We start from the raw sequence: 21,131 nt of genomic DNA on the forward strand, positions 1-21,131 counted from the left end.
TGCGGCGCCACCGGCGCTGTCGAGGCGGTCCATGTTGGCTTCGGTGGCGTGGCCGGCGTTGGCGCCCTTGACGGCCACCTCGCCTTCTTCTTTGTCGAATTCGTCCCAGCTCAGCATGACGTGTCGTCTCCTGCGTGAGGGCCTGATGCCCGTGTGAAAAACACTGATGGTTGGCTTGTCACACGACCAATGGCCGCTTTGGATCTAAAGGATATGTTGCTTGCAGCAGCGGTTCGTGCACGCAAAAACATGGAATAGGTACGGGATGACCCCGTGTCGTCGACGGGAGAGGGCGCCGGGCCTTCCCCTGTGGCCTGCAAGGGCCTGAATCAACGAGGGTTTTCAGCTCGATTCGACGCTTTTTCAGGCGCGAATGGATGCCGACAGTATAGGGAATTTGTCCGTTTGTTTCAGCCAGTTTTTGTCGCCAGGGAGGCGAAATGATCCGGACCGGGGCGGGGAGGTCGTGGCGGCGGGGGATGCGGGGAGGAACACCTTTGCCGCAAGAAGCGCTTCTTGCGGCGGGTGGTTTTGCAAGGGTGGGATCAGGCCGGGGGGTTAACCGTGGGAACAACCGTTGCCCATGACGCGGTATTCCATGATATGCCGGGCGCCTTGCGAGTCTTCATAGATCATGCGCGCCGGGACAACTTCACAAACATCCGGAACTTCACTCATGGAGATAACTTTCTGAATATCCGGGTGAGAACTGTAAGTGTACTCTTCCACCGGAACGGTGTGGCTGGCAACGTCGGTTGGAATCTCGTCAGCCATGGCGGTTGCACACAGGCTGCTGAGGGCCAGAACGACTAGAGCTTTCATCTCGATTTACCTTTTTCGGGTCGTGAGGGGTCACGTAGCCCTTGTGAGGCTACGTGTGGAACGGTCTTGATTTGAATTCGAATTAACGGCCTTCGTGGGGGCTGTCGCTAAGTTAATTCGTTGCCTTAGTTGGCGGAATCAATGTTAAGAGTCTACAAAACATTCATATAGAGGGGGTTTTGATAAAGACTATTGACAAAACCTGTAACAATCGTCGAAAAACGTCTCCGGAGCCCGTTTCCCGAGTTATTTTCAGGGTGCCGGAAATCGCTACAGGCAGCGTGCTTGAGGCCTTGCGGCCCTTGGCGGGGCGTTTTCCAGGGTTTTGTTACTACCATCGTCGAATGGTTCCATGGCGCAGGCCCGGCTACAACAGGGTCATAAAACAACAACATATCCACCGAGGTAAGAAAGATGAGTGCGGCTTCCCTGTACCCCGTTCGTCCTGAGGTCCTGGCGACTACGCTGACCGACGAGGCGACCTACAAGGCGATGTACCAGCAGTCGGTCGTCAACCCCGACGGCTTCTGGCGTGAACAAGCCAAGCGCCTCGACTGGATCAAGCCTTTCACCACGGTGAAACAGACCTCCTTCGACGATCACCATGTCGATATCAAGTGGTTCGCCGATGGCACCCTGAACGTTTCCTACAATTGCCTGGACCGCCATCTGGCCGAGCGTGGCGATCAGGTCGCGATCATCTGGGAAGGCGACGATCCCGCGGATTCGCGCCACATCACCTATTGCGAGCTGCACGAGCAGGTCTGCAAATTCGCCAACGCCCTGCGTGGCCAGGATGTGCATCGCGGCGACGTGGTGACCATCTATATGCCTATGATCCCCGAAGCCGCAGTTGCGATGCTGGCTTGTGCCCGCATCGGCGCGATCCACTCGGTGGTGTTCGGTGGTTTCTCTCCGGAAGCGCTGGCCGGTCGTATTATCGATTGCCGTTCGAAAGTGGTGATCACTGCCGACGAAGGCGTTCGCGCGGGCAAGAAAATCCCGCTCAAGGCCAACGTCGACGACGCCCTGACCAACCCGGAAACCAGCAGCGTCCAGAAAGTCATCGTGTGCAAGCGCACCGGTGGTGCGATCAAATGGAACCAGCATCGCGATATCTGGTTCGAGGACCTGATGACGGTAGCCGGCAGCGTCTGCGCGCCGAAAGAGATGGGCGCCGAAGAGGCGCTGTTCATCCTCTACACCTCCGGTTCCACCGGCAAGCCCAAGGGGGTGCAGCACACTACCGGCGGTTACCTGCTGTATGCGGCGCTGACCCACGAGCGGGTATTCGACTACCGTCCGGGCGAGGTCTACTGGTGCACCGCCGATGTCGGCTGGGTTACCGGCCACACCTACATTGTCTACGGACCGCTGGCCAACGGCGCGACCACCGTGATGTTTGAAGGCGTTCCTAACTATCCGGATATCACCCGGGTGGCGAAGATCGTCGACAAGCACCAGGTCAATATCCTCTACACCGCGCCGACCGCGATCCGCGCCATGATGGCCCAGGGTACCGCGGCCGTCGAAGGCGCCGATGGCAGCAGCCTGCGCCTGCTGGGTTCGGTGGGCGAGCCGATCAATCCGGAGGCCTGGGATTGGTACTACAAGAATGTCGGCAAGTCGCGCTGCCCGATCGTCGACACCTGGTGGCAGACCGAGACCGGCGGCAACATGATGAGCCCGCTGCCGGGCGCCCATGCGCTCAAGCCGGGTTCGGCGACACGGCCGTTCTTCGGCGTGGTGCCGGCGCTGGTGGATAACCTGGGCAACATCATCGAGGGCGCCGCCGAAGGCAACCTGGTGATCCTCGATTCGTGGCCGGGTCAGGCGCGGACCTTGTACGGCGATCACGATCGTTTCGTCGACACCTACTTCAAGACCTTCCGTGGCATGTATTTCACCGGTGACGGCGCGCGCCGCGACGAGGACGGTTACTACTGGATCACCGGGCGCGTGGATGACGTGCTGAACGTCTCCGGCCACCGCATGGGCACTGCCGAGATCGAAAGCGCCATGGTCGCCCACCCGAAAGTCGCCGAAGCGGCGGTGGTCGGTGTGCCCCACGATATCAAGGGGCAGGGTATCTATGTCTACGTCACCCTCAACAGTGGCGAAGAGCCCAGCGAAGCGTTGCGCCTGGAGTTGAAGAACTGGGTGCGCAAGGAAATCGGGCCGATTGCTTCGCCGGATGTCATCCAGTGGGCACCGGGCTTGCCGAAGACCCGTTCGGGGAAAATCATGCGACGGATCCTGCGCAAGATTGCCACGGGCGAGTACGACGGCCTGGGCGATATCTCCACCCTGGCGGACCCGGGCGTGGTGCAGCATCTGATCGATACCCACAAGACCATGAACGTCGCGTAACACGCGTTCGAGGTTGACTGAGCCCTGTCCGGCATAACGCCGGGCGGGGCTTTTTTGCGTTCTGAGGCTTGTCTTGTTTCCTGTAGGAGCCGGCTTGCCGGCGATGAGGTCGTTGAGCCTTGCAGTGCCCACCCGGCCGTCATCGCCGGCAAGCCGGCTCCCATAAGGGTGTGTCTGTAAATAAAGTGAGATAAATATCGGTTTTTGCTGTGAATTCCTCCCTCTGTTACCGATTTTTCGGTAGGTAACCAAATGTGTCACTCGCCGCCCGAACACGGGGCAAAGGGAAACGCCGCTGCCCGTTTTCGGTCAGGATCCAGGGCCTTTTAAATCTCATCGAACGCCGTGCTTGCCGGAATAGAAGGCTTTGCCAATAATAGGCCCGCTATTTGCAGGATAGATCGGTTACCCCTTCTTTCGCTCTTGCATAAAAATCAAGAGCTGTCAATGCGTCCATCCCGCTTTCTCGGCGCTTCTGTAATTAGTTGTCGCATTGAGGAAATATCGGCTTCGGACCTGTCGTTAGAATGCCGATCACTCGCTGGTTGTGGCGCACGCTGAACGCGCTCGCCGTTGACCGTTACGCGAAGACTGCTTTCCCATCCGCATATTGGGCTGTTGCTCACTCTGCCGTTTTGCCCTTTACCGATGGAGTCTCAAGATGAAGAAACTCGTGCTGCTTGGCGCCCTGGCACTGTCCGTGCTGTCGCTGCCGACCTTCGCCGATGAAAAACCACTGAAAATTGGTATCGAAGCCGCTTACCCTCCGTTCGCCTCCAAGGCGCCGGACGGCAGCATCGTTGGTTTCGACTACGACATCGGCAATGCCCTGTGCGCAGAGATGAAGGTCAAGTGCGTCTGGGTCGAGCAAGAGTTCGACGGCCTGATCCCGGCCCTCAAGGTGCGTAAGATCGATGCCATCCTGTCGTCGATGTCGATCACCGATGATCGTAAGAAATCGGTCGATTTCACCAACAAGTACTACAACACCCCGGCTCGCCTGGTGATGAAGGAAGGCACCGTTGTCAGCGACAACCTGTCCGAACTCAAGGGCAAGAAGATCGGTGTGCAGCGCGGTTCGATCCACAACCGTTTCGCTGAAGAAGTCCTCAAGCCGCTGGGCGCTGAAATCAAGCCTTACGGTTCGCAGAACGAAATCTACCTGGACGTGGCCGCCGGTCGCCTCGATGGCACCGTGGCTGACGCCACCCTGTTGCAGGACGGTTTCCTGAAGACCGATTCGGGCAAGGGCTTCGCTTTCGTCGGCCCGCAATTCACCGACGAGAAGTACTTCGGTGACGGCATCGGTATCGCCGTGCGCAAAGGCGACAAGGCCGATCTGGACAAGATCAACGCCGCCATCGTCGCGATCCGTGCCAATGGCACGTACAAGCAGATCCAGGACAAGTACTTCGACTTCGATATCTACGGCAAGTAAACCGCCGCGGTGACAAGTCCGAAATGGCGCAAGCAGCAGGAGCTCTGAGGTTTGCGCCATTTTTTCATCCCTAATTCCGAGGATCTGAATCATGTTGAAAGGCTACGGGGCTGTCATCCTCGATGGCGTTTGGCTGACGCTTCAGCTCGCCTTGTCGTCCATGGCCCTGGCCATTGTCCTGGGCTTGATCGGGGTGGCCTTGCGCCTGTCGCCGGTGCGCTGGCTGGCCTGGCTCGGCGACCTGTATGCCACGGTCATCCGTGGGATTCCCGACCTGGTGCTGATCCTGCTGATCTTCTACGGTGGTCAGGACCTGCTCAACCGCGTCGCGCCGTTGCTCGGTTTTGACGACTACATCGACCTCAACCCCCTGGTCGCCGGTATCGGCACCCTGGGTTTTATTTTCGGCGCTTACCTGTCGGAAACCTTCCGCGGGGCCTTTATGGCGATCCCCAAGGGCCAGGCCGAAGCCGGCATGTCCTACGGCATGAGCAGCCTGCAAGTGTTTTTCCGGGTGCTGGTGCCGCAGATGATTCGCCTGGCGATTCCCGGTTTCACCAACAACTGGCTGGTGCTGACCAAGGCCACCGCGCTGATTTCCGTGGTCGGTCTGCAAGACATGATGTTCAAGGCCAAGCAGGCGGCGGATGCCACCCGCGAGCCTTTCACCTTCTTCCTCGCAGTGGCGGCGATGTACCTGGTGATCACCAGCGTCTCGTTGCTGGCATTGCGTCACCTTGAGAAGCGCTACTCGGTAGGCGTAAGGGCGGCTGATCTATGATCTTCGACTACAACGTCATCTGGGCAGCCATGCCGCTGTACCTCGGCGGCCTGCTGACCACTTTGAAGCTGCTGGCCTTGTCGTTGCTGTTCGGTCTGCTGGCGGCATTGCCCCTGGGGCTGATGCGGGTGTCCAAGCAGCCGGTGGTGAATATCAGCGCCTGGCTCTACACCTACGTGATCCGTGGTACACCGATGCTGGTGCAGCTGTTCCTGATCTACTACGGCCTGGCCCAGTTCGAGGCGGTGCGCGAGAGTGTCCTCTGGCCCTGGCTGTCGAGCGCGACCTTCTGTGCCTGCCTGGCCTTTGCCATCAACACCAGCGCCTACACCGCCGAAATCATCGCCGGCAGCCTGCGGGCCACGCCCAATGGCGAGATCGAGGCGGCCAAGGCCATGGGCATGTCGCGCTACAAGCTGTACCGCCGCATCCTGCTGCCGTCGGCCCTGCGCCGGGCGCTGCCGCAGTACAGCAACGAAGTGATCATGATGCTGCAGACCACCAGCCTGGCGTCCATCGTCACCCTGATCGACATCACCGGTGCCGCCCGTACCGTCAACGCCCAGTATTACCTGCCGTTCGAGGCCTACATCACCGCCGGCGCGTTCTACCTGTGCCTGACCTTTATCCTGGTGCGGCTGTTCAAGTTGGCTGAACGCCGCTGGTTGGGTTACCTGGCGCCGAGGAAGCACTGACTATGCAACGTATCGATCATCCTTTGCCCTGGGGCAGCCTGGGCACGGAGCGCCAGCTGTCGGTGTTCCGTTTCGGCAGTGGCGAGCGCAAGGCCTATATCCAGGCGAGCCTGCATGCCGATGAATTACCGGGCATGCGCACGGCCTGGGAGCTGAAAAAGCGCCTGGTCGAGCTGGAAGCCCGCGGAGCCCTCAAGGGCGTGATCGAGCTGGTCCCGGTGGCCAATCCGATCGGTCTCGGCCAGTTGCTGCAAGGTAATCATCAAGGACGTTTCGAGTACGGCAGCGGCAAGAACTTCAATCGCGATTTTGTCCCGTTGACCGAGCCGGTCAGCGCCCTGGTGAAAGATCGCCTGGGCGATGATCCGCATGCCAACATCCGACTGATTCGCCAGGCGATGCTTGAGGTGCTGGCTTCGTTGCCGGCGGCGACCAGTCAGTTGCAAGGCATGCAGCGGGTGCTGCTGAGCCACGCCTGCGATGCCGACCTGGTGCTCGACCTGCATTGCGATTGTGAAGCCGCGTTGCACATGTACACCTTTCCCCAGCACTGGCCGCAGTGGCGTTCCCTGGCGGCGCACCTCAAGGTTCGTGTCGGGCTGCTGGCGGAAGAGTCGGGCGGCACCTCGTTCGACGAGGCCTGTTCGTTGCCGTGGTTGCGCCTGTCCCGGGAGTTCCCGGACGCGCAGATTCCGCTGGCGTGCATGGCCACCACCATTGAACTGGGTGGCCAGGCCGATACCGGTCGCGAGCAGGCCGAGGCCCAGGCCGAAGGGATTCTGGCGTTTCTCGCGGAGCAGGGCCTGATCGATGGCGAATGGCCCGCCGCGCAACAGGAACCTTGCGAAGGCATGCCGTTCGAAGGCACCGAGCTGCTCTATGCACCGCACCCCGGCGTGTTGAGTTTCCTGGTGCCGGTGGGCAGTTGGGTGGAAACCGGCGACCCGCTGTTCGAAGTGATCGATCCGTTATCCGACCGGGTCAGCACCGTGTGTGCCGGCACGAGCGGTGTGTTGTACGCCGTGGAGCGGCTGCGTTACGCCCAACCCTCGATCTGGCTGGCCAAGGTGGCGGGGCGCGTACCGCTTCGCCACGGACGCCTGCTCAGCGACTGACCTGACTGTTTTTGTGAGAACCGACCGCATGTACAAGCTTGAAGTCCAAGACCTGCATAAACGCTATGGCAGTCACGAAGTGCTCAAGGGCGTGTCCCTGGAAGCCGCCGCCGGCGATGTGATCAGCATCATCGGCTCCAGTGGCTCCGGCAAAAGTACTTTCCTGCGCTGCATCAACCTGCTGGAACAGCCCTATGCCGGGCGCATCCTGCTGAACAATGAAGAGTTGAAGCTGGTGGCCGGCAAGGACGGCGCGCTGAAGGCCGCCGACCCGAAACAGTTGCAGCGCATGCGCTCGCGGCTGTCGATGGTGTTCCAGCATTTCAACCTGTGGTCGCATATGACCGCGCTGGAAAACATTATCGAGGCACCGATTCACGTCCTCGGCATGTCGAAGAAAGAGGCGCTGGAAAAGGCCGAGTACTACCTGGCGAAAGTCGGCGTGGCGCATCGCAAGGACGCCTACCCGGGCCATATGTCCGGCGGCGAGCAGCAGCGCGTGGCGATTGCCCGGGCGCTGGCGGTGGAGCCGGAAGTGATGCTGTTCGACGAGCCGACCTCGGCCCTCGACCCCGAGCTGGTGGGCGACGTGCTGAAGGTGATGCAGGCCCTGGCCCAGGAAGGCCGGACCATGGTGGTGGTGACCCACGAGATGGGCTTTGCCCGTGAAGTCTCCAACCAGCTGGTGTTCCTGCACCAAGGCGTGGTCGAAGAACGCGGTAATCCGCGCGAGGTGTTGTCCAACCCGCAGTCCGAGCGTCTGCAGCAATTCCTCTCCGGCAGTCTGAAATAGTCGTCGCTTTTTATGCTGCCGTTGCGCACCCAAATAGGTCATGCTGCGCGCCGAGCGCGGCGTGGTCTACTTTGAGTTGGTTGCCCTCGGCTTTTCACTCTGTTCTGTTTTCGGATTGCCTGCCATGACTGCCCATCGAATTGGTTTCCTGATTTGGCCCAGCACCCAAGCCTTGACGCTGGCGCTGGCCGAGGAGGCCTTGCGTGTCGCACAGCGGGTGCATCCGGAAGTCGTCTACGAATTGTCTTTCCTGCAGGCCGAAGTGCCTGGCGAGGTCTTGGCCGGTGGTGGCTGGCAACTGCCGGGCGAGCCCTGGGCCGGCAAGCTGGAAGGCTTCCAGAAACTCTTCCTGCTGGCCGACGAGCCGCCCACCAGCCTGGCGCCGGCCTTGAGCAGTGCCCTCAAGCAACTGGTTCGTGCCGGTTGCGTGGTGGCCGGTTTGTCCGCCGGGGTCTACCCGCTGGCCCAACTCGGTTTGCTCGACGGGTATCGTGCAGCGGTGCACTGGCGCTGGCAGGATGATTTCGCCGAACGTTTTCCCAAGGTGATCGCCACCAGTCATCTGTTCGACTGGGACCGTGATCGCCTGACCGCCTGTGGCGGCTTGTCGGTGCTGGACCTGTTGCTGGCGGTACTCGCCCGTGACCACGGTGCCGAGTTGGCCGGTGCGGTTTCCGAGGAGTTGGTGGTCGAGCGCATCCGCGAAGGCGGCGAGCGCCAGCGTATTCCATTGCAGAACCGCCTGGGCTCCAGCCATCCGAAGCTGACCCAGGCCGTGCTGCTGATGGAGGCCAATATCGAGGAACCGCTGACCACCGACGAGATTGCCCAGCATGTCTGTGTGTCGCGGCGCCAGTTGGAGCGGATCTTCAAGCAGTACCTCAACCGCGTGCCGAGCCAGTATTACCTGGAACTGCGCCTGAACAAGGCCCGGCAGATGCTGATGCAGACCAGCAAGTCGATCATCCAGATCGGCCTGTCCTGCGGTTTCTCCTCGGGGCCGCACTTCTCCAGCGCCTATCGCAACTTCTTTGGCGCCACACCCCGTGAAGATCGCAACCAGCGGCGCAGCAGCAGTCCGTTCGAGTTGTCGTCTGTGCCTTCGGAACGCGGCTAAGGCTTATTCCTCGCGGGGCGTGGGCGGCGTTATGGGGGAAAGCACCGGTGGGACACTGCCGCCATTGTCGCTGTCGCTTTCACTCTCTTCGCCGCTGCTCACATCGTCGCCGATCAGGATTCTGACCTGCTGCACACCGCCGTTCAGCTCCCTGTAGCTGCGGACTCTTTGCAGGCTGGCCTCGCTCAGGGGATTGTTCCTGAAGTCATAGGTCACCGCTTGCGAGGTCGGGACTTCGAACAGGCTTTCCGGTATGTCTCGGATCTGGTTGTCGCGCAAGTCGGCGATCCCCAGCACACGGAGTCCGAACAGTCCCTCGGGTATCTGTTCGAGGCCGCTGTCGCTCAGGTCGAGCACTCTCAGGTCGGTCATCCGTGCGATGTTCGGTGTCAGCAGCATGCCCTCGGTGCGCGGCGGGTCCGGTTGCAGCGGGTTGCCGGACAGATCAAGCATCTGCAGGCCGGTCATGTCCGCGAGCTGCTGGTGCGTGGTGTCGCTCAGTTGGATCTGGCCATAGGGCAGATCCAGGTTTCTCAAGTGCGGCATGTCGAAAATCGCGGCGGGAAAATCCCGGTCGATAAAACTGGAGGCATACAGCACGCGTAGATGGGGGAAGCTGTGGAGGAAACCATCGAGCCCGTCGCTGGCGCCGTAACCATGGAGCTCCAGGCGGGCGATATGACTGAAGTCGGCTGAAAGCGCGGGCAGTCTGCCGGTGATCCTCTGGGTGAAAGAGAAGCTATACAAGCGTGTGCCGTCGGGCAGTATTTCTTCGCTCTGGCGTTGCCAGCTCCGTTGCAACTGTTGGGCAAAGTCGTCTCGGTTCAGACTTTCCAGCGCCAACTCGACCGGACTCAATGGCTCCTGCGTTTGCGGGTGATGCGTGGGGACATCGCCGCTCCAGGCCTGCAGATCGGCGCGCAGTTGGCGGTATTGGGCTTCCAGTCGGCTCAACTGGTTCAAGGAGTCCTCGAGGACTCGCGGTTGAGCCCGGATGAAACTCTCCAGCTGTTCGCCATTCAGGCCCGGATAGAGCGCCTGGATACGTGTTCGCTCGGCCAGGGACTGAACGCCGAGCGAGTGGCCGGTTCTGCGGTAATAGTCCCGGGCGCGTTGCAGGCTGGTCTCGGACAGCGGGTTGCCGTTCAGCTCCAGGCCGGAACTGAGCTCGCCGGAGATCTCGTTGAGCGTCTGCGGCAGGTCGCTGATGGCGTTGTCGTTGAGCAGGGCGGCTTCCAATCGTGGCAGTTCGAACAGTCCATCGGGAAGCGCGTTGATCCCGGTGTGACTCAGGTCGACGACCGCCAGTGCATGCAGTTGACGCAGGTCGGGGACCAGGCCGAGGGGGTTGCGGCTCAGGTCGAGAATCTCCAGGGCTCGCATGCCGTTGAGTGCCTGCCTCGTCTGGACGTTCAGGCGCAGATTGCAGTTGATCAGGCTCAGCTCGGTCAGCGGCCCGCGTGTGATCGATTCGGGCAGGCCGTTGAGTTGGAAGCCGCGTATGGAGAGCCGGCGCAGATTGGGAAAGTGTTCCATGAACTGGCCCAGCTCCCGGGCCGGGGAGTCGGCCACCAGGTTCAGGTAGCGGACGTGGTTGAAGTCGACGGACAGTTCGGGCAGTTCCCCCAGCAGGCCATTGGCGCTGAGGGTGTAGCCGTGCTCATCGGGATTGTTGGAGTAGAACAGGTCGGGTTCACGGCGCCAGCAACGCCGGATGGCTTCGGCGAACTGGGCGCGGGTGCGTTGCTGGTTGAGGCGCTGCATCAGGCTCAGGCGTTCCCCGCTGACCGGGTGAGAGGAGGAGGTGATGAACGACCATAGCTCCAGTTCTTCCGTCAGTTGTTCGTAGGCCTGCTCCAGCCGCCGTATTTCATCAAAGACCCGCATGCTGTTCAGGCTGCCGATAAATTGCCGGGCCTGCTCATCGGAAAAGCTCGGGAACAGCCGGGCTACCCGATCTTCGAGGGCCCAGCGACTGCCCGCCTGGGGCGCTCCACGGCCGCTGAGTTGATAACCGGGGCGCCTCTTGGCCAAGGCCATGGGCGATGGTTCGCTGGGGATGGCGGGTGGCATATCCAGCAACTGGCGGATTTCATCAGGCCCCGGCAGGCGGCTGTTCTGCACGGCTTGCTGGAGTTGGGCACCCTGCTTGGGATTGGGGTAGCCCAGTTCACTGCGCTGGGTGTCTGGCAGGGCATGCAGCAGCGATGCGTAGAGATCGTCGGAATCGTGCAGTTCCTGGTCCAGGGCATCGCGGGCCTGGTACAGGTCGTTTTCCTTGATCAGCACTTTGCGGATCGGCGCGTTGCTGGCACCGATACTGTCGAGCAACGGCCCGGTCGAGGATTGCGCGCGTATCTCGATGCGCACTTGCGTGGACCAGCCCGGGAGGCGTTGCACGCTGTGCAGGATCAGTTTTTCGCTGTCGGCATTGCCGCTCGACGCCAGGTACAGCCCCTCGCGGGCGCGGGCCAGGCGCACTTGCTGCTGATACAAGGCGGCTTCGTCGGCGATGCCCGGGGCGATTTGGGCGGACTCGCGCAAGGCTTGCAGTTGTGTGCCGCTGGCCTGTTCGGCGAGCTCTTCGAGCACGGCCACGGGCAGCTCGGGAAACGCCTTTTGCAGAATACCCACCGAGGGATCCTGTGATTGAGTGCGAAACCGGTATTGCGATTCGAACAGGGCTTTTCGGCGCAGGTGGGCATGGCGGGCGATTTGCTTGCGAAAGTTCAGCAGCCGGGTTTCCGGCTTTTCGGCGGGGGTGGCGAAATTCTGGCTTTCCCCCAGCAGTCCGCGGATATCGCTTTCATCGAGGTCGGGCGAGTTCAGCACGGTCTTGAGCAGATCACCGTTGTGCAATGGGTCGAGCGAGATGACCACCCGTTGCCCCTGGGCCGTGCCGCTGCGTACGGTCTCCATGACCACTTGTCCCTGATCGTCCACAAACCGTAGTGCCTTGGGTTGCGATTGCCAGAAGTCGAGCAGGATCTGCTCCTGCATGCTCTCGTCAGGCGTGGCCTCGCCGCGGGCCATCTGCTCGATAAAACGCTGGATATCGCGGTCGAGGCGAAAGCGCAGCTGGCTGTCCTTGAGCAGCGCGGGGGGGCGCTGGCTGTCGAAATGCACCCGGCGCAACAGGGCTTCGTCGGTATCGCTGACGGCCATGATCCGCGCTGAGTCAATATTGGAAAAGGCTTCGCCGGCCAGACTCAAGCGGTGCATCAGCTGCGGGCCTTGCCACTGCAAGGGGTTCTCCAGTTCGTGAAACCAGGCACCGGCACCGTTATGCCTGAAGGTTGGTGAGTATTGGTTGGGGCGGCGGGGGTGTTTGATCCGGCCACGATTGCCCCGCGGGTTCAGTTCGACTTCATAGGCCTTGTCACCTTGTTTGAGGTATTGGCGATCGTTGATTTTATACAGGCCGCTGGCGTTCGGTTGTGCGCTTTCGGGCAGTACCGATGATTGCTCGTAGGGCGTCAGGTCGGGTTTCCACAGGGTGCTTTCGCCAGTGGGCAAGGTTACCTGTTTCAAGTCCTTGACCAGTCCGGCCCCGGCGAAGCGATGGGCGACTACCGTGATGCCGCCAATCAGCGCCAGGTTCAGGGTGACACCGATCAGGCCCTTGAGGGCTTGTTCGCGTTCGTCGTGATGCCAGTCCTCGATGCCGTTGTAGATCTGGCTGATCATCTGCGCACCGGCCACCGCGAGCATGGCCTCGCCCAGACCGGGGACGAACAGGGCGGCGATGTTCAACAGGTTCAGGCCGATATTACCCAGCGATTGCAGGTAGTCCCGGTGGTCCTGGCGGTCGATATCGGCCACCGGCACGGCGCTGAAATTGCCATCGTCCAGCAGCTTCACCAGGTGCTGGGTATAGAGCTCGCGCAGCGGGTGACCGATCAGCGGAAAACGTTTGAGTTGCAGGTCGGTCGTCGTGCCTGAGGTGTCAAGGTGGCGTTCGAGGGCACTGAGAAAAGCTGATTGGGTACGCTGGTTGACGTAGCGGTTGAAGAAGCTCCGGTAGTCGATGCGGCCCAGGCGGTGGCCCAGCTCCTGTTCGAATGCCTCGAAGCTGGCGTATTGCTTGAGGGCCTGCTCCGGATCACCGCTCAGATAAACGATGCAAGGTCGGTTGCGCGCTACCAGGGTGTCCTGGTGCTCGATCAGCCAGGCGCCTTTGAGCGTGACGCCGGTCGAACTGCTGAGCGGTGTTCTGAAGTTGAACATTTGCAGTTCAAAGCAGCTTGCGGGCTTGCCATCCCAGTAGGTCAAGCGACCCTGTTGGCTGGCGGCCAGCAAAAACTGGTGGGTCGAACGGCTGATATTGCCTTTCATCAGGGCAATATGGGTCTGGGTGATCAGTTCGTAGCGTTCGCTGAGTTCAAATTGATCACGAAAGCGGTTGTCAGCTTCACCGGAGGGCTTTTTCGGCAGCAGCACCGCGCTCATATGGCGGTCGTACTGGCCACCGATATCCAGCTCCCGGCACAACTCGACGAGCGCCCGGAGCGTGAAGGCCTGGATGGGCCGGTTCTGCCTGGCGTTGACCTGGCGGTACAGGCTGGACTCATTATAAAAAACCAGGTTTTCATGCCGGGGGGCAACGAAGTTCTTCAGGGCAGCTTCCAACAGGCTCATATCGACGACGGAGACCTTGCGCGGCGTCGAGAGTGTGGCGGCAGTGACCAGTCGCACGCAGTTGATCCGGTCGCGCTTCGGGTCCAGTCTGTACCCGAAGCGGCTGCTCAGGGCATTGGACAGGATCGGCACGGCAAAGGCCTCAAGGCCCTGCAAGGCTTGCAGGTATTCCGCCAGTCTGGCCTTGTGGGTATGGGTCAACAACAGGCTGTCGCCATGGGCCTGAAGCAGGGTCCGGGAGGCGTCGGTCAGCCAATCCGGCAGTTTGTTTTTGATCAGTTCGAAATTATCGGGGTAATGCGGCAGGTCAGTTTCGGCGGGTATCGGCATGGCGCGGTTTCTCGTGCGGCGGTAAAGCTGCGAGGCTATCCAGCGCCCGGGGACAACCGTGCCTAAATAGATACCAAAACCCGGGCCAGCGTTTAAACTGCGCCTTTGCGACGCAATTTGTCGCATTGCCGACAACCTCGGCAAAACCCGGTTTGGCGCTATAAGAAGTTGTCGCTTGGCGGCAAGGCCTGACCTAAAACTGTCCTTACAATCCCCCCATCGCTCGCCAGTTCCAGGCAGGCGTTCCTCTTCAGGAGACTCCGATGTCCGTTGAGCAAGCTCCGGTGCACCGCGCCGATTTCGACCAGGTCATGGTTCCCAACTACGCACCTGCGGCTTTTATTCCTGTGCGCGGCGCGGGTTCCCGAGTATGGGACCAGGCGGGCCGGGAGCTGATCGATTTCGCCGGCGGTATCGCGGTTAACGTATTGGGCCACGCGCACCCGGCGCTGGTCGGTGCGCTGACCGAGCAGGCGAACAACCTGTGGCACGTATCCAACGTCTTCACCAACGAGCCGGCCCTGCGCCTGGCCAAGAAGCTGGTGGACGCGACCTTCGCCGAGCGCGTGTTCTTCTGCAACTCCGGCGCCGAAGCCAACGAGGCCGCCTTCAAGCTGGCCCGTCGTGTCGCGTTCGACCGCTTCGGTTCGGAAAAATACGAGATCATCGCCGCACTGAACAGCTTCCACGGTCGCACCCTGTTCACCGTGAACGTGGGTGGCCAGTCGAAGTATTCCGACGGCTTCGGTCCGAAGATCACCGGCATCACCCATGTGCCGTTCAATGACCTCGACGCGCTGAAAGCCGCTATCTCGGACAAGACCTGTGCCGTGGTGCTGGAACCGATCCAGGGCGAGGGTGGCGTGCTGCCGGCCGAGCTGGCCTACCTGCAAGGCGCCCGCGAGCTGTGCAACCAGCACGACGCGCTGCTGGTGTTCGACGAAGTACAGACCGGCATGGGCCGTAGCGGCTCGCTGTTCGCCTATATGGAATACGGCGTGACCCCGGACATCCTCACCAGCGCCAAGAGCCTGGGCGGCGGTTTCCCGATTGCCGCGATGCTCACCACCGAAGCGCTGGCCAAGCATCTGGTGGTCGGCACCCACGGCACCACCTACGGTGGTAACCCGCTGGCGTGTGCGGTCGGCAACGCGGTGATCGACGTGATCAACACCCCGCAGGTGTTGAGCGGCGTGAAAGCCAAGCACGACCTGTTCAAGACCCGCCTGGAGCAGATCGGCGCCAAATACGGCCTGTTTACCCAGGTCCGTGGCATGGGCCTGTTGCTCGGCTGCGTGTTGGCCGATGCCTGGAAGGGCAAGGCCAAGGACGTGTTCAACGCCGCGGAAAAAGAAAACCTGATGATCCTGCAAGCCGGCCCGGACGTGATTCGTTTCGCTCCGAGCCTGGTGGTTGAAGACGCGGACATCAATGAAGGCCTGGATCGCTTCGAGCGCGCCGTGGCCAAGCTGACGCAAGCCTGATGGACCGCCCGCTGGTGGCCCGGGATGGCTGCCAGCGGGCCAAATTTCCTGTACCTGTAGGAGCGAGCTTGCTCGCGATGATCGTCAACGATAACGCGGGGCATCCGATACCCCGTGGTGCCTGGGCCACCATCGCGAGCAAGCTCGCTCCTACCCCGGTATTTTTTTCTGTCGGTACACACCGACCTGTTCTGGATTGAAGGAGTGACACCATGCTGGTGATGCGCCCCGCGCAAATGGCTGACCTGGACGAGGTACGGCGCCTGGCCGCGGACAGCCCGATCGGTGTCACTTCCCTGCCGGACGACGAAGGCCGCCTGCGCGACAAGATCGCCGCCTCGGAAGCCTCGTTCGCCGCCGAAGTCAGCTTCAATGGCGAAGAAAGCTATTTCTTCGTGCTCGAAGACACGGCCACCGGCAAGTTGGCGGGCTGCTCGGCGATTGTTGCCTCGGCCGGTTACTCGGAGCCGTTCTACAGCTTCCGTAACGAGACCTTCGTGCATGCGTCCCGCGAGCTGAAGATCCACAACAAGATCCATGTGCTTTCGCAGTGCCATGACCTGACCGGCAACAGCCTGCTGACCAGCTTCTACGTGGTCCCGGAGTTGGTCGGTTCGACCTGGTCGGAACTCAATTCCCGTGGGCGCCTGCTGTTCGTCGCCAGCCATCCGGAGCGCTTCGCCGATTCGGTGGTGACCGAGATCGTCGGTTACAGCGACGAACACGGTGACTCGCCGTTCTGGGACGCCATCGGTCGCAACTTCTTCGACCTGAACTACGCGGCGGCCGAGCGCCTGTGTGGCCTGAAAAGCCGAACCTTCCTCGCCGAACTGATGCCGCATTACCCGATCTACGTGCCGTTGCTGCCGGACGCCGCCCAGGAGGCGATGGGCCAGGTGCACCCGCGTGCGCAGATCACCTTCGACATCCTGATGCGCGAAGGCTTCGAAACCGATCATTACATCGACATCTTCGACGGCGGCCCGACCCTACATGCGCGGGTCAGTGGGATTCGCTCCATCGCCCAGAGCCGGGTGGTGCCGGTGAAGATCGGTGACGCCTACAAGGGCGGCGGACGCCAGTACCTGGTGTCTAACGCGCTGCTGCAGGATTACCGCGCGGTGTTGCTGGAGCTCGATTATGCGCCGGGCAAACCGGTCACCCTGGACCTGCAGGCCGCCGAAGCCTTGGGCGTCGGCGAAGGTGCCAGCGTGCGCCTGGTAGCGGTTTAAGGCCGGTATCGAAAGCAGCCTTACAGCGAGTTTCGCGGGCACCCGTCAGCCGGTGCCCGTTTGAGGAGATAGCATGATCGTTCGTCCCGTACGCAGCAGCGATTTACCCGCTCTGATCGACCTGGCCCGTAGCACGGGCACCGGCCTGACCACCTTGCCGGCCAACGAAGAGCGCCTGGCCCATCGGGTCGGTTGGGCGGAGAAAACCTTCACTGGCGAGGCCGGTCGCGGCGACGCGGACTATCTGTTCGTGCTCGAAAACGATGAGGGCCGCGTGGTCGGTATCAGCGCCATTGCCGGTGCCGTCGGCCTGCGTGAGCCCTGGTACAACTTCCGGGTCGGCCTGACGGTCAGCGCCTCCCAGGAACTGAAGATCTACCGCGAGATTCCGACGCTGTTCCTGGCCAACGACCTGACCGGCAACTCCGAGCTGTGCTCGCTGTTCCTGCACGCCGATTATCGCAGTGGCCTCAATGGCCGCATGCTGGCCAAGGCGCGGATGCTGTTTATCGCCGAGTTCCCGGAACTGTTCGGCAACAAGATCATAGCCGAAATGCGCGGCATGTCCGACGAAGCCGGGCGCTCGCCGTTCTGGGAAAGCCTGGGCCGGCACTTCTTCAAGATGGAATTCAGCCAGGCCGATTACCTGACCGGCGTCGGCAACAAGGCTTTTATCGCCGAACTGATGCCCAAGTTCCCGCTGTACACCTGCTTCCTCTCCGAAGAGGCGCGCGCGGTGATCGGCAAGGTCCATACCGACACCGAGCCGGCACTGGCGATGCTTAAAAGCGAAGGTTTCAGCTACCAGGGTTATGTCGACATCTTCGACGCGGGCCCGGCGGTGGAATGCGAAACCAGCAAGATCCGCGCGGTGCGTGACAGCCAGGCGCTGGTGCTGGCGGTCGGCACCCCGGGTGACGATGCCACGCCGTACCTGATCCACAACCGCAAGCGCGAGGACTGCCGCATCACCGCGGCTCCGGCGCGCCTGGCGGCGGGCACCCTGGTGGTCGATCCGCTGACCGCCAAACGTCTTCAACTCAGTGCTGGCGATCAGGTTCGCGCGGTACCGTTGTCTGCTTCCAGGGAGTCGAAATAATGAGCACGCTTTACATCGCCGGTGCCTGGCAGGAAGGCCAGGGCGAAGCCTTCGAATCGTTGAACCCGGTGACCCAGCAAGTGCTGTGGTCCGGCAAGGGCGCCAGTGCCGCGCAGGTCGAAGCCGCCGTGCAAGCCGCGCGCCAGGCGTTTCCGGCCTGGGCCAAGCGTTCCCTCGACGAGCGTATTGTCGTACTCGAAAGTTTTGCCGCGCACTTGAAAAGCCGTGCCGACGAGTTGGCCCGCTGCATCGGTGAGGAGACCGGCAAGCCCCTGTGGGAGTCGGCGACCGAAGTGACCAGCATGGTCAACAAGATCGCCATCTCGGTGCAGAGCTACCGTGAACGTACCGGCGAGAAGAGCGGCCCGCTGGGCGACGCCACCGCCGTGTTGCGTCACAAGCCCCACGGCGTGGTGGCGGTGTTCGGGCCTTACAACTTCCCGGGCCACCTGCCCAATGGACATATCGTGCCGGCTTTGCTGGCCGGTAACAGCGTGCTGTTCAAGCCGAGCGAGCTGACTCCGAAGGTTGCCGAGCTGACCGTGCAGTGCTGGATCGAAGCCGGTCTGCCGGCAGGCGTGTTGAACCTGTTGCAAGGCGCGCGGGAAACCGGGATCGCCCTGGCGGCCAATGCGGGAATCGACGGTCTGTTCTTCACCGGTTCGAGCCGCACCGGCAACCATCTGCACCAGCAATTCGCCGGGCGTCCGGACAAGATCCTGGCCCTGGAAATGGGTGGCAATAATCCGCTGGTGGTCGATCAGGTCCAGGACCTGGACGCGGCGGTGTACACCATTATCCAGTCGGCCTTTATCTCGGCAGGTCAGCGTTGCACCTGTGCCCGTCGCCTGCTGGTGCCCGAAGGCGCCTGGGGCGACAAGCTGCTGGAACGTCTGGTTGAGGTCAGCGCGACCATTGAGGTCGGTGCGTTCGACCAGCAGCCGGCGCCGTTCATGGGTTCGGTGGTATCTCTCGGTGCCGCGCGTGCCTTGATGGATGCCCAGGCGCATCTGCTGGGGCATGGCGCGCTGGCGTTGCTGGAAATGACTCAACCGCAAGCCAATGCGGCGTTGCTGACCCCGGGTATTCTCGATGTAACGGCAGTGGCTGATCGTCCTGACGAGGAATTGTTCGGGCCCTTGCTGCAAGTGATTCGCTACGCTGATTTCGACGCGGCGATTGCCGAGGCCAACAACACGCAGTACGGCTTGGCGGCAGGCCTGTTGTCGGATTCCGAGTCGCGTTACCAGCAGTTCTGGCTGGAAAGCCGGGCCGGGATCGTCAACTGGAACAAACAACTGACGGGTGCTGCCAGCAGTGCACCGTTCGGCGGGGTCGGGGCCTCGGGCAACCATCGCGCCAGTGCCTATTACGCGGCGGATTATTGCGCGTACCCGGTGGCGTCCCTGGAAACGCCTAGTCTGACAGTGCCGGCGACTTTGACGCCGGGTGTTCGGCTCTCCTGAGCCGTCATACGCAGATGATTTGTGCTTATAAAAACAGATTCGTGGAGCCTCGCCGATGAAATCCTTTGAAGTCAATTTTGACGGTCTTGTAGGCCCGACCCATAGCTACGGCGGCCTGTCCTACGGCAACGTCGCTTCCCAGAGCAACAGCCAGCAGGCTTCCAACCCCAAGGAAGCGGCGCTGCAAGGCCTGGCGAAAATGAAAGCGCTGATGGACATGGGGTTTGTCCAGGGCGTGCTGGCCCCGCAGGAGCGCCCGGATGTGGCCGCCCTGCGCAGCCTCGGTTTCACCGGCAGCGATGCGCAGGTGATCGAACAGGCCGCCAAACAGGCGATGCCGCTGCTGGTCGCCAGTTGCTCGGCGTCGAGCATGTGGGTGGCCAACGCCGGCACCGTCAGCCCGAGTGCCGATACCGCCGACGGTCGCGTGCATTTCACCGCCGCCAACCTCAACTGCAAATATCACCGCAGCATCGAACACCCGACCACCAGCCGCGTGCTGGGGGCGATGTTCGCTGATGCCAAGCACTTCGCCCATCACGCGGCACTGCCTGCCGTCGCCCAGTTCGGCGACGAAGGCGCGGCCAACCACACGCGTTTCTGCCGTGAGTACGGCGAAGCCGGTGTCGAGTTCTTTGTCTTCGGCCGCAGCGCTTTTGATACCCGCTACCCGGCCCCGCAGAAATACCCGGCGCGCCAGACCCTCGAAGCCTCCCAGGCGGTCGCCCGGCTGCACGGCCTGAGCGATGACGGCGTGGTCTATGCTCAACAGAACCCGGCGGTGATCGACCAGGGTGTGTTCCACAACGACGTGATCGCGGTGGGTAACGGCGAGGTGTTGTTCTATCACGAGGACGCCTTCCTCGACACCGAGCAGATGCTCGCCGAGTTGCACGGCAAGCTGGCCAAGCGTGGCGGTAACTTCCAGTCGATCTGCGTGCCGCGCTCGAAAGTGGCGGTGGAAGACGCGGTGCGTTCCTACCTGTTCAACAGCCAGCTGCTGAACCGTGCCGACGGCGGCATGCTGCTGATCGTGCCGGAAGAGTGCCGCGCCAATCCGCGGGTCTGGGCTTACTTGCAGGAACTGACCAGCTCCGGCGGTGCGGTTCGCGAGGTCAAGGTCTTCGACCTCAAGCAGAGCATGCAGAACGGCGGTGGCCCGGCGTGCCTGCGCTTGCGCGTGGCGCTGAAGGAAAACGAACTGGCGGCGGTCAATCCGGGGGTTATCATGACGGCGCCGTTGTATGGCACGCTGACCCAGTGGGTCGACAAGCACTACCGCGACAGCCTGCGTGAAAGCGACCTGGCTGACCCGCAATTGTTGCTTGAGTGTCGAGCGGCATTGGATGAACTGACGCAAATCCTTAAACTGGGCTCGGTTTACCCATTCCAGATCAATTGAAGGCCGCCGCTTGGTCTTTGCGCGCGGCGTTTTACTTCCAGACGAGAGCCTAAAACATGAGCGATACCCTGCAGCTGATCCTTGAAGACACCGATGGCACTCAACTGGAAACCTCCTGCACCCGCGTCGCGGTGATCTGGCAGGGCAAGGAATTGTGGATTCAGCACGACGGCCGCGGCCAACTGCTGATCGGTGTCGATGTCGAGGAAGGCGACGCCGAATACGCCAACCTGCTGTTGCGCCCGCTGGCGACCAACCTGGTCAGCCTGCAACTGGAGATGGAGCCGGCCGAAATCGGCGAGGACGACCATGTCCACGGCCCCGACTGCGATCACCATCACTGATTAAG

At 61.6% G+C, this 21,131-nt stretch carries 15 protein-coding genes; 13 read left to right on the top strand and 2 right to left on the bottom strand.

Annotated features, from left to right (window positions below; translation table 11 throughout):
* Positions 1-558: 558 nt before the first annotated feature.
* Entirely contained in the window at positions 559-822 is a 264-nt protein-coding gene (locus M5C01_RS31765; RefSeq protein WP_152742374.1) for a DUF2790 domain-containing protein, read from the bottom strand.
* 414 nt (positions 823-1,236) lie between these two features.
* Between M5C01_RS31765 and acs the strand changes: the two genes are divergently transcribed.
* The 7 genes from acs to M5C01_RS31800 all read left to right on the top strand — a co-directional run bounded on the left by acs (position 1,237) and on the right by M5C01_RS31800 (position 9,131).
* The gene (acs, locus tag M5C01_RS31770) at positions 1,237-3,192 is read left to right on the top strand and encodes an acetate--CoA ligase (protein ID WP_152742375.1); all 1,956 of its coding nucleotides are present in this window, start codon (positions 1,237-1,239) and stop codon (positions 3,190-3,192) included.
* A 661-nt stretch (positions 3,193-3,853) separates the two neighbouring features.
* Positions 3,854-4,630 (top strand): ABC transporter substrate-binding protein, encoded by a 777-nt coding sequence (locus M5C01_RS31775; RefSeq protein ID WP_100944751.1) that lies wholly within the window; start codon positions 3,854-3,856, stop codon positions 4,628-4,630.
* Positions 4,631-4,721: 91 nt separating this feature from the next.
* The gene (locus M5C01_RS31780; RefSeq protein WP_100944750.1) at positions 4,722-5,411 is read left to right on the top strand and encodes an ABC transporter permease; all 690 of its coding nucleotides are present in this window, start codon (positions 4,722-4,724) and stop codon (positions 5,409-5,411) included.
* Entirely contained in the window at positions 5,408-6,106 is a 699-nt protein-coding gene (locus M5C01_RS31785; protein ID WP_152742376.1) for an ABC transporter permease, read from the top strand. Before M5C01_RS31780 ends, M5C01_RS31785 begins: the two co-directional genes overlap by 4 nt.
* Before the next feature lie 2 nt (positions 6,107-6,108).
* On the top strand, positions 6,109-7,221 hold the full coding sequence (locus M5C01_RS31790) for a succinylglutamate desuccinylase/aspartoacylase family protein (protein WP_152742377.1): 1,113 nt from the start codon (positions 6,109-6,111) through the stop codon (positions 7,219-7,221).
* Positions 7,222-7,249: 28 nt separating this feature from the next.
* Positions 7,250-8,014, top strand: a complete 765-nt coding sequence (locus M5C01_RS31795) for an ATP-binding cassette domain-containing protein (RefSeq protein WP_103496548.1) — start codon at positions 7,250-7,252, stop codon at positions 8,012-8,014.
* Between the two features lie 124 nt (positions 8,015-8,138).
* Positions 8,139-9,131 carry a GlxA family transcriptional regulator gene (locus M5C01_RS31800; RefSeq protein WP_152742378.1) on the top strand — a complete coding sequence of 331 codons (993 nt, stop codon included), beginning with the start codon at positions 8,139-8,141 and terminating at the stop codon, positions 9,129-9,131.
* A 3-nt stretch (positions 9,132-9,134) separates the two neighbouring features.
* On the opposite strand, the gene M5C01_RS31805 is transcribed toward M5C01_RS31800, so the two are convergent.
* Positions 9,135-14,099, bottom strand: a complete 4,965-nt coding sequence (locus M5C01_RS31805; protein ID WP_152742379.1) for a DUF6543 domain-containing protein — start codon at positions 14,097-14,099, stop codon at positions 9,135-9,137.
* A gap of 263 nt (positions 14,100-14,362) precedes the next feature.
* Here M5C01_RS31805 and M5C01_RS31810 point away from each other — a divergent pair, with 263 nt between their 5' ends.
* The 6 genes from M5C01_RS31810 to M5C01_RS31835 all read left to right on the top strand — a co-directional run bounded on the left by M5C01_RS31810 (position 14,363) and on the right by M5C01_RS31835 (position 21,126).
* Complete coding sequence (locus tag M5C01_RS31810) at positions 14,363-15,583, top strand: aspartate aminotransferase family protein (protein WP_100944745.1); 1,221 nt, start codon at positions 14,363-14,365, stop codon at positions 15,581-15,583.
* 212 nt (positions 15,584-15,795) lie between these two features.
* Positions 15,796-16,815, top strand: coding sequence for an arginine/ornithine succinyltransferase subunit alpha (aruF, locus tag M5C01_RS31815; protein ID WP_100944744.1), 1,020 nt, complete (start codon positions 15,796-15,798; stop codon positions 16,813-16,815).
* 73 nt (positions 16,816-16,888) lie between these two features.
* Positions 16,889-17,914 (top strand): arginine N-succinyltransferase, encoded by a 1,026-nt coding sequence (gene astA / locus M5C01_RS31820; RefSeq protein ID WP_103496545.1) that lies wholly within the window; start codon positions 16,889-16,891, stop codon positions 17,912-17,914.
* Positions 17,911-19,380, top strand: a complete 1,470-nt coding sequence (astD, locus tag M5C01_RS31825; RefSeq protein WP_178130055.1) for a succinylglutamate-semialdehyde dehydrogenase — start codon at positions 17,911-17,913, stop codon at positions 19,378-19,380. The genes astA and astD overlap by 4 nt, the downstream gene beginning before the upstream one ends.
* A gap of 55 nt (positions 19,381-19,435) precedes the next feature.
* Positions 19,436-20,782, top strand: coding sequence for an N-succinylarginine dihydrolase (gene astB / locus M5C01_RS31830; protein ID WP_152742382.1), 1,347 nt, complete (start codon positions 19,436-19,438; stop codon positions 20,780-20,782).
* A gap of 56 nt (positions 20,783-20,838) precedes the next feature.
* Positions 20,839-21,126 carry a topoisomerase II gene (locus tag M5C01_RS31835; RefSeq protein ID WP_103496542.1) on the top strand — a complete coding sequence of 96 codons (288 nt, stop codon included), beginning with the start codon at positions 20,839-20,841 and terminating at the stop codon, positions 21,124-21,126.
* The last annotated feature ends 5 nt before the right edge of the window (positions 21,127-21,131 follow it).

Source organism: Pseudomonas sp. MWU12-2319 (assembly GCF_023242525.1).
GTDB lineage: Bacteria > Pseudomonadota > Gammaproteobacteria > Pseudomonadales > Pseudomonadaceae > Aquipseudomonas > Aquipseudomonas gingeri_D.

Bases quoted from the DNA above. Each gene is read 5' to 3' on its own strand.
- M5C01_RS31810 (WP_100944745.1), top strand. From the start codon at position 14,363: ATGTCCGTTGAGCAAGCTCCGGTGCACCGCGCCGATTTCGACCAGGTC.
- M5C01_RS31780 (WP_100944750.1), top strand. From the start codon at position 4,722: ATGTTGAAAGGCTACGGGGCTGTCATCCTCGATGGCGTTTGGCTGACG.
- acs (WP_152742375.1), top strand. From the start codon at position 1,237: ATGAGTGCGGCTTCCCTGTACCCCGTTCGTCCTGAGGTCCTGGCGACT.
- M5C01_RS31775 (WP_100944751.1), top strand. From the start codon at position 3,854: ATGAAGAAACTCGTGCTGCTTGGCGCCCTGGCACTGTCCGTGCTGTCG.
- M5C01_RS31805 (WP_152742379.1), bottom strand. From the start codon at position 14,099: ATGCCGATACCCGCCGAAACTGACCTGCCGCATTACCCCGATAATTTC.
- astA (WP_103496545.1), top strand. From the start codon at position 16,889: ATGATCGTTCGTCCCGTACGCAGCAGCGATTTACCCGCTCTGATCGAC.
- M5C01_RS31790 (WP_152742377.1), top strand. From the start codon at position 6,109: ATGCAACGTATCGATCATCCTTTGCCCTGGGGCAGCCTGGGCACGGAG.
- M5C01_RS31785 (WP_152742376.1), top strand. From the start codon at position 5,408: ATGATCTTCGACTACAACGTCATCTGGGCAGCCATGCCGCTGTACCTC.
- aruF (WP_100944744.1), top strand. From the start codon at position 15,796: ATGCTGGTGATGCGCCCCGCGCAAATGGCTGACCTGGACGAGGTACGG.
- M5C01_RS31835 (WP_103496542.1), top strand. From the start codon at position 20,839: ATGAGCGATACCCTGCAGCTGATCCTTGAAGACACCGATGGCACTCAA.
- M5C01_RS31800 (WP_152742378.1), top strand. From the start codon at position 8,139: ATGACTGCCCATCGAATTGGTTTCCTGATTTGGCCCAGCACCCAAGCC.
- astB (WP_152742382.1), top strand. From the start codon at position 19,436: ATGAAATCCTTTGAAGTCAATTTTGACGGTCTTGTAGGCCCGACCCAT.
- M5C01_RS31795 (WP_103496548.1), top strand. From the start codon at position 7,250: ATGTACAAGCTTGAAGTCCAAGACCTGCATAAACGCTATGGCAGTCAC.
- M5C01_RS31765 (WP_152742374.1), bottom strand. From the start codon at position 822: ATGAAAGCTCTAGTCGTTCTGGCCCTCAGCAGCCTGTGTGCAACCGCC.